Origin of the sequence: uncultured Pseudoflavonifractor sp. (genome assembly GCA_904419835.1) — a bacterium.
Classification (GTDB): Bacteria; Bacillota; Clostridia; order Oscillospirales; family Oscillospiraceae; genus Pseudoflavonifractor.
In genome coordinates this window covers 22,263-32,228 of sequence record CAJFTA010000021.1, presented here as the reverse complement: position 1 = coordinate 32,228, position 9,966 = coordinate 22,263, and the positions used below count along the sequence as shown (strand labels likewise).

Annotated in this window: 13 protein-coding genes; all 13 read left to right on the top strand. The window is 60.6% G+C overall.

Annotation, left to right across the window (positions count from 1 at the left end; genetic code table 11):
• Positions 1–189, top strand: a 189-nt coding sequence (locus tag QZY67_RS05755) for a hypothetical protein (RefSeq protein WP_295369001.1), incomplete at its 5' end; no start/stop codon positions are given.
• A 37-nt stretch (positions 190–226) separates the two neighbouring features.
• Entirely contained in the window at positions 227–649 is a 423-nt protein-coding gene (locus tag QZY67_RS05750) for a TIGR04086 family membrane protein (protein ID WP_295369000.1), read from the top strand.
• 78 nt (positions 650–727) lie between these two features.
• Complete coding sequence (scfA, locus tag QZY67_RS05745) at positions 728–871, top strand: six-cysteine ranthipeptide SCIFF (RefSeq protein WP_294520725.1); 144 nt, start codon at positions 728–730, stop codon at positions 869–871.
• Between the two features lie 74 nt (positions 872–945).
• Positions 946–2,328, top strand: a complete 1,383-nt coding sequence (gene scfB, locus QZY67_RS05740) for a thioether cross-link-forming SCIFF peptide maturase (protein ID WP_295368997.1) — start codon at positions 946–948, stop codon at positions 2,326–2,328.
• Positions 2,329–2,608: 280 nt separating this feature from the next.
• A complete protein-coding gene (proC, locus tag QZY67_RS05735; RefSeq protein WP_294532565.1) occupies positions 2,609–3,400 on the top strand; it encodes a pyrroline-5-carboxylate reductase in 792 nt (263 codons plus the stop codon).
• Between the two features lie 56 nt (positions 3,401–3,456).
• On the top strand, positions 3,457–4,086 hold the full coding sequence (locus QZY67_RS11945; protein ID WP_366448945.1) for a stage II sporulation protein M: 630 nt from the start codon (positions 3,457–3,459) through the stop codon (positions 4,084–4,086).
• Positions 4,087–4,146: 60 nt separating this feature from the next.
• Complete coding sequence (gene xerD / locus QZY67_RS05730; RefSeq protein ID WP_295368995.1) at positions 4,147–5,025, top strand: site-specific tyrosine recombinase XerD; 879 nt, start codon at positions 4,147–4,149, stop codon at positions 5,023–5,025.
• A 166-nt stretch (positions 5,026–5,191) separates the two neighbouring features.
• A complete protein-coding gene (gene ruvC, locus QZY67_RS05725) occupies positions 5,192–5,731 on the top strand; it encodes a crossover junction endodeoxyribonuclease RuvC (protein WP_295368992.1) in 540 nt (179 codons plus the stop codon).
• A gap of 28 nt (positions 5,732–5,759) precedes the next feature.
• A complete protein-coding gene (gene ruvA / locus QZY67_RS05720) occupies positions 5,760–6,365 on the top strand; it encodes a Holliday junction branch migration protein RuvA (RefSeq protein ID WP_295368990.1) in 606 nt (201 codons plus the stop codon).
• Between the two features lie 52 nt (positions 6,366–6,417).
• Positions 6,418–7,473 carry a Holliday junction branch migration DNA helicase RuvB gene (gene ruvB, locus QZY67_RS05715; RefSeq protein WP_295368989.1) on the top strand — a complete coding sequence of 352 codons (1,056 nt, stop codon included), beginning with the start codon at positions 6,418–6,420 and terminating at the stop codon, positions 7,471–7,473.
• A 63-nt stretch (positions 7,474–7,536) separates the two neighbouring features.
• Positions 7,537–8,886, top strand: a complete 1,350-nt coding sequence (glmM, locus tag QZY67_RS05710; RefSeq protein WP_295368987.1) for a phosphoglucosamine mutase — start codon at positions 7,537–7,539, stop codon at positions 8,884–8,886.
• A gap of 84 nt (positions 8,887–8,970) precedes the next feature.
• Positions 8,971–9,606 (top strand): sigma-70 family RNA polymerase sigma factor, encoded by a 636-nt coding sequence (locus QZY67_RS05705; RefSeq protein WP_294532578.1) that lies wholly within the window; start codon positions 8,971–8,973, stop codon positions 9,604–9,606.
• 73 nt (positions 9,607–9,679) lie between these two features.
• A complete protein-coding gene (locus QZY67_RS05700) occupies positions 9,680–9,958 on the top strand; it encodes a zinc-ribbon domain containing protein (RefSeq protein WP_294532581.1) in 279 nt (92 codons plus the stop codon).
• The last annotated feature ends 8 nt before the right edge of the window (positions 9,959–9,966 follow it).

Below are 9,966 nucleotides of genomic sequence, written 5' to 3'. Positions count from 1 at the left end.
GAGAGCGGAGCGGGGACTTTTGCGCCGCTGTGCGGCGCGAAAGTAACGGCATTTTTGAAGGCTGTCGAAAAAGTCCAGGGACTTTTTCGACAGCCTGAGCAGCCGGTCGCGTTTGCGGCCGGCTGCTTTTTCATGGGCGCGGTACGGAGGAGAAAAAACAGACATGCCGGGCAGCGGCGTGGCATATGATCCACCAGACAAGCACAATGTCTGGGAGGGGAATGGAATGAAACATATGGAAGAGGATCAGGGGGCCAGACTGGTCCGCTGTGTGCTGGGGGTGCTCCTGGGCGGGGGTGTGGCGCTGCTGGCCTGCTTTCTCTTTCTGCTGCTGGCTTCGGTCGGCATTTCCAGCGGGTGGATCGAGGAGCAGCTGATGTATCAAATGACCATTGTAGGCTGTGTCATCGGCGGCTTTTTCGGCGGTACGGCGGCCATCCGCCGCTGCCGCTCCAGGGCGCTGGTTGTGGGTCTGCTGACGGGCTGCGTCTTTTTTCTAATTCTGCTCACGGTGGGCGTGCTCTTCTTCGGCCCGGCCGCGCCGGAGGAGGGGCTGGCCCTGCTGTGCGGCGCTCTGTGCGGCGGCGCGGCGGCCGGCCTGCTGGGCGGAAAGCGCCCCACCAGGAAAAAGCGGAAGGGACGCCGCTAAAAATGGATTGAAATGGGCCGCTTCCTATGCTATAATGAATCGAAGCTCCAAAAAACGACAGTGGAGGAGGGGAAACAGATGAAGCATGTGAAGACGCTTAACGGCGCTACCCTGAAGAACAGCGCTGCTCACGGCGGCTGCGGCGAGTGCCAGACTTCTTGCCAGTCCGCTTGTAAGACCTCTTGCACGGTTGCCAACCAGAAGTGCGAGAACAACAAGTAAGTCAAACAACAAGACTGGGAACGGGGTGGGTTTTGCCCACCCCGTTTCCGTGCCTGTCATTAGGAGAGAAAAGAATGGTACATACTTTTACCGCCCTTGGCGTATATGTCGCCGTGGATGTAAACAGCGGCGCTGTCCATGTACTGGACAAGACCGCCTATGACCTGCTGGAGGCGCTGAACCGGCAGAACGCCAACCCCGGCCAGATGGCCGAGCACTGCCCGGCAGACCTGGCCGCCCAGCTGCCCCAGTACAGCGCCGAGGCGCTGGAGGAGGCTTGGCAGGACCTGCGGGACCTCCAGGAGGAGGGACTCCTCTTTGTGGAGGACGACTACATCGACCCGGCCGCCGCCGTGGCCATGCAGCGGGAGGCGCCCATCAAGGCCCTGTGCCTCCACGTGTCCCACGACTGTAACCTCCGCTGCAAGTACTGCTTCGCCTCCACCGGAGACTTCGGCACCGGCCACCGCATGACCATGGACTTTGAGACCGCCAAGCGGGCCATTGACTTTGTCATCGAGCGCTCCGGCAAGCGGCGGAACATTGAGGTGGACTTCTTCGGCGGCGAGCCTCTGATGGCCATGGACACCGTGAAGAAGACGGTGGAGTACGCCCGCTCCATTGAGAAGGAGCATGACAAGTGCTTCCGCTTTACTATTACAACCAACGGCGTCCTGCTCAACGACGAAAATATCGAGTATATCAACCGGGAGATGTCCAACGCCGTCCTGTCCATCGATGGACGCAAGGAGGTCAACGACCGGATGCGCCCCACTGTCAACGGCAAGGGCAGCTATGATGTGATCGTCCCCAAGTTCCAGAAGCTCATCGCCGGCAGGGGAGACAAGGACTACTATCTCCGCGGCACCTTCACCCGGGACAACCTGGACTTTGCTGCCGACGTGATGCACATGGCCTCCCTGGGCGCCAAGAACATCTCGGTGGAGCCTGTGGTGGGCGGACCCGAGGACCCCTATGCCCTCCGGGAGGAGGATGTGCCCGCTATCCTGGCCGAGTATGAGAAGCTGGCGGAGGAGCTGCGCAAGCACCCCGAGGTGAACTTCTTCCACTTCAATGTGGACCTGGCCCAGGGCCCCTGCGTCATCAAGCGGCTGCGGGGCTGCGGCGCCGGCTGCGAGTATGTGGCCATCACCCCGGAGGGGGACATCTACCCCTGCCACCAGTTTGTGGGCAACGAGGATTATAAGCTGGGCAACCTCTATGAGGGTACCTTCAACATGGAGATCTCCAAAGCCTTCTCCAACCTGAATATCTATACCAGAGAGGACTGTAAGGACTGCTGGGCGCGTTTTTACTGCTCCGGCGGCTGCAGCGCCTCCAACCTGCTTGTCAATGGAGACATAAAAAAGCCCCACCATGTGGGCTGCGAGCTGGAGCGCAAGCGGCTCGAGTGCGCCATTGCCCTTCGGGCCATTGCGGCCGGCATGGGCGACTGATATACAGATTGTAATTATACAAAACGTAATCACCAAGTTGCACCGGAAAACTTGCCGCTATTTTCGCGATATTCAAGAAAAACAATACATTTTTCGACAAAATAGGCGCCCTCACAAGAGAGCGCCTATTTTCTTTGACGTCGTAGTTTACATAATTTATTTTACATAATAATTTGTCATAATATACAAAAATAATTTTTTTACTTTGTATTTCTTGCGTTAATTCTTCGGAAGAGATATATTATAATCCGTAAACATAGGTAAAAAGGAGGGCTGTCATTTGAAATTGGGATTTATTGGCGCGGGCAATATGTCGGGCGCTATTTTGGACGGCGTTTTAAAGGGCGGCCTTCTCCAGGCGGAACAGCTGTGGATTTCCAACCACCATGGGGATAAGCTGGAGCGCTTTGCCCGCCTGGGCATTCATACCACCACCGATAATTGCCAGGTGGTTCGGGAGACTGATTTGGTCATTCTCGGGATTAAGCCCCAGATGTTCGGCCAGGTTTTGCCTCAAATTGCAGAACAGGCAAAAGGCAAAGGGGTCCTCTCGATTTCCCCTGGATACTCCCTCGCCTGGCTGCGGGAGCAGCTGCCCGGGTGCCACGTGATGCGCGCCATGCCCAACACGCCCCTGCTGGTCGGAAAGGGCTGCACCGCCCTGGTTCAGTCCGGCGATGTGCCGGAGGAGATCTTTGCGGCGGTGAAGGCCGTGTTCTCCTCCGCGGGCGAGGTGTTCGTGGTGCCGGAGGCCCTGATCGACGCGGTGATCGCCGCCGCCGGCTCCTCTCCGGCCTACTTCTTCCGCATGGCTGACGCCATGGTGAGCGCCGGGCAGGCTCTGGGTCTGGCGCCGGACGAGGCGCTGCGCATGGCGGCCCTCACCATGGAGGGCTCTGCCCGGATGCTGCTGGAGAGCGGGAAGACCGCCGGAGAGCTGAAGCGGCAGGTGTGTTCCCCCGGCGGCACAACCCTGGCCGCCATGACCGCCTTTGACGATTACCGTTTTGAGGAAATGGTGAACGAGGCCATGGAGCGCTGTGTCCGCCGTTCTCAGGAGCTGGGCAAATGAGGCTGTCCTTCTAATTCCCCGCCGGTGCGCATAGGCTGTCGTGGAGGTGACGGCCCATGCGCAGAGCTGTGGCAGGAGTGTGGGATGTCCCCGCAGAGGGCGGGGGCCCCGCTCTGGCAGCGATAGGGATTTGCTTTTTTCTGGGCAGCGCGGCGGGGTGTCTGCTGGCGGCCGCCGCCAAAGGCAGCGGCGGGGAGAGCCTGACAGCCTACATTCAGGGCTTTCTCTCGGCCGCAGGGGAGGGAGGCGTACAGCCGCCCGCCCTGCTTCCGCTGATATGGGAGCAGCTCCGCTGGCCTGTTTTTACAGTTGCCCTGAGCTTTACCGCACTGGGAATACTGGGTATTCCAATTTTGTTTTCCGCCCGGGGATTTCTGTTGTCCTTTGCAGTGTCCTCCTTTGTTCGAATGTTCGGCAGTGAGGGCTGCTTTGCGGCCGCGCTGATTTTTGGTGTATCCGGAGCAGTCAGTATTCCGGCGCTCTTTGTTCTGGGCGCTCAGGGGCTGACGGCTTCGGCCCGCCTGGCCAGACGGACCATGGGGGAGGGCAGGAGAGATTCCCCCTTCGGCCGGGCCTACTTTTTACGCTGCGGCATGTGCGCCGGGGCGTTCTGCGTGTGTATACTGCTGGAATATCTGGCTGTCCCCACCCTTGTGGCGTGGGCGGCCGGGATGCTGGCGGCATAGGCGTGTACCTGCCTTGGGCAGAGCCGCCGAATTCTACATAGGATGGAGACGCGGCAGGGGATGGATTATTTAAAAGAGTATGAGTCATACCTGAAAACAGAGAAAAAGGCGTCCCTCAACACACTCAGCTCCTACCTGCGGGATATCCACCAGTACGCAGGCTGGCTGGAGGGGGAGGGCCTGACGGCGGAGCAGGCCGGACAGGCGGATGTGGAGCGATATGTGAAGCATCTGTCCGGAAAAGGAAAGTCTGTGGCCACGGTGACCAGAAGCCTGGCCTCCATGAAGTCTTTCTATAACTTTCTGATCGGCGTCGGCGTTGTAGCCGTCAATCCCGTGCGGGGGATTACCCCCGCCAAGGTGGAGCGGAAGCTGCCCCAGATCCTCACCAGCAAAGAGGTGGATCTGTTTCTGGAGCAGCCCGACCCCTCTGACGCCAAGGGCTGCCGGGACAAGGCCATGCTGGAGCTGCTGTACGCCACCGGCATCCGGGTCTCCGAGCTGATTGGACTGAACCTGGAGCACGTCAACCTCTCCGCCGGCTTTATCCGCTGCGTGGGGCGGAACAAAGAACGGATCATCCCACTCTACTCCGCCGCCGTGCGGGCGCTGGCCAGCTATATCACTCAGGTCCGCCCCCAGATGATTGAGCACCCGGATGAGAAGGCCCTGTTTGTCAACATGAACGGGGAGCGCATGAGCCGCCAGGGCTTCTGGAAGATCATCAAGCACTACCAGGAGAAGGCGGGCATCCGCAAGGACATCACGCCCCACACCCTGCGGCACTCCTTCGCGGCCCATCTGCTGGAGAACGGCGCGGATCTGCGGTCCATCCAGGAGATGCTGGGCCACGCCGACATCTCGTCCACCCAGATATATGCTCAGCTGGTAAACCAGAAGCTGAAAGATGTGTACAACAAAGCCCATCCCCGCGCATAAGCTGAGGATGGGGACGGAACTTCCGTTTATCGTTCTCCTTCTAAAACAGCAGACGCCGCGGCGGATTCTGCCGCGGCGTCTGCTGTTTTGTTCTCCCATAATTCTTAGTTGCGCCATATCCTTCGCCGTGATAGAATTAACCCGTATGTATACCCAGGAGGTTGCCATGATCATTTTGGGAATAGACCCGGGCTTCGCCATCGTGGGCTTCGGTGTGCTGGAGGCGGCGCCGGGGCGGCAGAGGCTGATCCGGTGCGGCGCCATCACCACTCCGGCGGGGCTGCCGCTGCCCGCCCGGCTGCTCCAGATATCAGACGATATGGCCACCCTGCTCCGCCAGTTCAAACCGGACGCCATGGCGGTGGAGGAGCTGTTCTTCAACCAGAACGTGACCACCGGCATTGGCGTGGCCCAGGCCAGAGGGGTCATTCTGACCGAGGCCGAGCGGGCCTGCGTCCCCATTTTCGAGTACAGCCCCTCCCAGGTCAAGCAGGCGGTGGTGGGGTACGGCAAGGCGGAAAAGCGGCAGGTGATGGACATGACCAGGCGCCTGCTGGGGCTGAAGGACGTGCCCAAGCCGGATGACGCGGCGGACGCCGTGGCCATCGCCCTGTGCCACGCCCGTTCGTCCTCCTCCAGGCTGTCCCTGATGGATTCTGCCCGGCCGGGCAGCGGCCGGTATGCCGTCCGGGATAACCGCCGCTGACAATTGACAGATACAGTGAGGAACCGATATGTTTTACTATGTGAAAGGACCTGTGGTCCACATGGCGCCCTATCTGGCCGTTGTGGACTGCGGCGGCGTGGGCTATGCCTGCCGCACCACCAACAACACCCTTGCCCGGCTGCGGAAAGGGGAGAACGCCACCCTTTACACCTATCTCAACGTCCGTGAGGACGCCATGGAGCTCTACGGCTTTGCCAGCGAGAATGAGCTCAACTGTTTCCAGCTGCTCATCGGCGTGTCCGGCGTGGGTCCCAAGGCGGCGCTGTCCATCCTGTCCTCCGCCACCCCGGAGGGGTTGGCCACATCCATCATCACCGGCGACGAGAAGGCCCTCACCGTGGCCCCGGGCATCGGCAAGAAGATCGCCCAGCGCATCATTCTGGAGCTGAAGGATAAGCTGGCCAAGGGGCAGCTCTCCACCCCCGGCGGAGAGAGCTACGGCGGCACCGGCGTCACGGTCATCCCCCAGAACAAGGCCAGCGAGGCGGCTGCCGCTCTGGCCGTCCTGGGGTACAGTCAGGCTGAGGCGGCTGCCGCCCTGAAGGACATCGACATGGAGACGCTGGCCCTGGAGGAGATCATCAAGCAGGCCCTGAAGAAGATGATGAAGTAACCGCAATAACAGCCGGCGGACACAGGGTCCGCCCGGAAGAGGAAGTGAGCATTTGAGCATCGATTTTTCGGAGAGCGGCTTTGAGACCGAGGAGCCTCTGGTGACGACATCCCTGACCCGGGATGATGAGGCAGAGGGCTCCCTCCGCCCCAGGACGCTCTCGGAGTACATCGGCCAGAAGAAGGCCAAGGGCAACCTGGAGATCTTCATCCAGGCGGCCAAGATGCGGGGCGAGCCCCTGGACCATGTTCTGCTCCACGGCCCTCCGGGCCTGGGCAAGACCACCCTGTCCGGCATCATCGCCAACGAGATGGGGGTTAACATCCGCATCACCTCCGGCCCTGCCATCGAGAAGCCGGGGGATCTGGCGGCCCTGCTGACCAACCTGCAGGAGAATGATATTCTGTTTGTAGATGAGATCCACCGGCTCAACCGCTCGGTGGAGGAGATTCTCTATCCCGCCATGGAGGATTTTGCCATCGATATCATCATCGGCAAGGGTCCTTCCGCCAACTCCATCCGGCTGGATCTGCCCAGGTTCACGCTTATCGGCGCCACCACCCGGGCGGGACAGTTGTCCGCGCCTCTGCGGGATCGCTTCGGCGTTACGCTGCGGCTGGAGCTGTACACCCCTGAGGAGCTGGCCCTGATTGTCTCCCGTTCTGCGGGCATCCTGGGCGTACCCATTGAGGCGGAAGGCGCCATGGAAATCGCCAGGCGGAGCCGGGGCACGCCCCGTATCGCCAACCGGATGCTCCGCCGGGTACGGGATTTCGCCCAGGTGCGGGCGGGCGGCGTCATCACCCGGGAGGTGGCCGACCAGGCCCTCAGCGCTCTGGAGGTGGACTATCTGGGTCTGGACGCCGTGGACCGCCGGATGCTTACCAGCATCATCGAGCACTACGGCGGCGGCCCGGTGGGGCTGGAGACCCTGGCGGCCACCATCAACGAGGAGGCTGTTACGCTGGAGGATGTATATGAGCCCTACCTGATGCAGATGGGCTTCCTGACCCGTACGCCCAGAGGGCGCTGCGTCACCCGCCGGGCCTATGAGCACCTGGGGCTGCCTGTGCCCCGGGGCGACGGGTTGGATCAGCTGTCTTTCTGACAAAAGCCAACATGGGGACTGCGTCCCATCAAAATATACACAGCGGAAAGGAATGTTTTGAATATGGGGAAATTGTTTGGTACAGACGGAATCCGCGGCGTGGTCAACGCCGGGCTGGACGCCGACCTGGCCTATAAGGTTGGCCTGGCCGCCGCACAGGTGCTCACGAAAGAGGGCAACCACAAGCCTCTGGTGGCCATCGGCAAGGACACCCGCATCTCCTCCGACCTGCTGGAGGGCGCCCTGATTGCCGGACTGTGCTCCGCCGGCGCGGATGTGCTCCATCTGGGCGTCATTCCCACCCCGGCGGTGGCCTGGATCACAGTGGACAACAATGCAGACGCCGGAATTGTCATCTCCGCCTCTCACAACCCCTTTGAGCACAACGGCATCAAGATTTTCAACGGCCAGGGCTTCAAGCTCTCTGACGCGCTGGAGGGGGAGATTGAGGACATCATCCTCTCCGGCAGGGAGGTTCCCCTGAAAACCCACGGCGACATCGGCCGGGTCATCTACGCCGATCAGAAGGAGCGGGAGGATTATATTGACCATCTGGCCTCCACCGTGAACACGGATCTGGCCGGAATGCGGATTCTGGTGGACTGCGCCAACGGCGCCTCCTCCACCACTGCCGCCCGGCTGTTCGACCGGTTCCCCGAGTTGCACACAGACGTCATCAACGCCGACCCCGACGGCGTGAACATCAACAGCGGCTGCGGATCCACCCACCTGGATAAGCTGTGCACCATGGTCAAGGCCGGCGGCTACGATCTGGGCATCGCCTTTGACGGCGACGCCGACCGCTGCCTGGCCTGTGACGAACTGGGCAATGAGATTGACGGCGACCAGATCATGGCCGTCTGCGGCAAGGACCTGATGAGCAGGGGAGAACTGCCCGGCAGCGCCGTGGTGGCTACCGTGATGAGCAATCTGGGCCTGCACATGTTCTGCCGGGAGCGGGGCATGCAGCTGATCTGCACCGACGTGGGCGACCGGAACGTGCTGGAGAAGATGGAGGAGTGCGGCTATGTGCTGGGCGGCGAGCAGTCCGGCCATATGATTTTCCGCCGCTTTGCCACCACCGGCGACGGCCAGCTGACCGCCCTTCAGCTGCTCGCCCTGCTGCATGCCTCCGGAAAGAAGGCCTCCCAGCTGGTGGCTGACTGCAAGCGCTATCCCCAGCTGCTGGTAAACGTGGCCGTGGCCGACAAGGCCAAAAAGGCGGAGATTATGGCCAACGCCGCCCTGAAGGCCGCCATCGCCCAGCAGGAGGCCCGGCTGGCAGGGGATGGCCGCATTCTGGTGCGCCCCTCCGGCACCGAGGCCCTGATTCGGGTGATGGTAGAGGCCAAGGATGAGGAGACCGCCAAATCCTGCGCGCACGAATTGGCAGATCTGATTAAAACGCTCTGACATTTTCCACCTGGTTTAAAATATTTTGCATAAAACCATTGACAAATACCGGTTTTTCTGCTTTAATAGGTAAGGAGATTTGGAATGAAGCCACAGGAGCAGAACTACCAAAAACTGTCGGATGAAGCGCTGTGCGTACAGGCTGCGTCAGGAGATCGCCTCGCAGAGGAGACCTTGGTTATCCGGTATAACCGTCTGGTGCGCATGTGCGCCCGCCCTCTTTTCCTGGCCGGGGGCGACAGCGAGGACCTGATTCAGGAGGGAATGGTCGGCCTGCTGGCCGCCATCCGGGTCTATGTCCCGTCCAAGGGCGCGTCATTCCATACTTATGCGGAGACCTGCATAAGGAACCGTCTCCTGTCCGCGGTAAAGGCGGCGTCCCGCGACAAGCATACGCCGCTGAACAACTATATCTCATTCGAAACCCCTTTCTTTGATGGAAAGACCGACCACTATGCTTATGGTACAGACCAAGAGCGTCTGGAGAACCCTGAGACCATTATGATCGGCAGGGAGGAGCTCCGGGAGCGCTTAGATGTGCTGAAGGGCCAGCTGTCCGGTTTCGAAGCGAAAGTCCTCGGGCTGTATTTAAACGGACTGTCCTATGATGAGATTGCAGCTGAGGTAAAACGGTCCCCGAAATCGGTGGACAACGCTGTCCAGCGCATCAGGCGCAAGGTGGCGAAGCATTTCCAGTCTGGCGATATCAGCGAAAGCTGAACGCAAATATTACATGTCCCAGCAAAGTAGGTTTATCCTGACCGGGGCAAAGAGTCAAAGAGAGGGTATTATCATGTTTGAAGACAAGACACTCGTATGCAAGGAATGTGGCAAGGAGTTCGTGTTCACCGCCGGTGAGCAGGAGTTCTACGCCGAGCGCGGCTTCCAGAACGAGCCCCAGCGCTGCAAGGCCTGCCGTGACGCCCGCAAGAACGCCGCCCGCGGCCCCCGTGAGTACTTCACCGCCACCTGCGCTGCCTGCGGCGGCGAGGCCCGGGTTCCCTTTGAGCCCAAGTCCGACCGTCCTGTCTACTGCAGCGAGTGCTTTGCTCGTATGCGTGAGCAGCAGTAATTTGCACA

Excerpts from the sequence above, each read along its gene's own strand:
- QZY67_RS05705 (WP_294532578.1), top strand. The coding sequence starts at position 8,971 with ATGAAGCCACAGGAGCAGAACTACCAAAAACTGTCGGATGAAGCGCTG.
- ruvC (WP_295368992.1), top strand. The coding sequence starts at position 5,192 with ATGATCATTTTGGGAATAGACCCGGGCTTCGCCATCGTGGGCTTCGGT.
- glmM (WP_295368987.1), top strand. The coding sequence starts at position 7,537 with ATGGGGAAATTGTTTGGTACAGACGGAATCCGCGGCGTGGTCAACGCC.
- scfB (WP_295368997.1), top strand. The coding sequence starts at position 946 with ATGGTACATACTTTTACCGCCCTTGGCGTATATGTCGCCGTGGATGTA.
- QZY67_RS11945 (WP_366448945.1), top strand. The coding sequence starts at position 3,457 with ATGCGCAGAGCTGTGGCAGGAGTGTGGGATGTCCCCGCAGAGGGCGGG.
- xerD (WP_295368995.1), top strand. The coding sequence starts at position 4,147 with ATGGATTATTTAAAAGAGTATGAGTCATACCTGAAAACAGAGAAAAAG.
- QZY67_RS05700 (WP_294532581.1), top strand. The coding sequence starts at position 9,680 with ATGTTTGAAGACAAGACACTCGTATGCAAGGAATGTGGCAAGGAGTTC.
- scfA (WP_294520725.1), top strand. The coding sequence starts at position 728 with ATGAAGCATGTGAAGACGCTTAACGGCGCTACCCTGAAGAACAGCGCT.
- ruvA (WP_295368990.1), top strand. The coding sequence starts at position 5,760 with ATGTTTTACTATGTGAAAGGACCTGTGGTCCACATGGCGCCCTATCTG.
- QZY67_RS05750 (WP_295369000.1), top strand. The coding sequence starts at position 227 with ATGAAACATATGGAAGAGGATCAGGGGGCCAGACTGGTCCGCTGTGTG.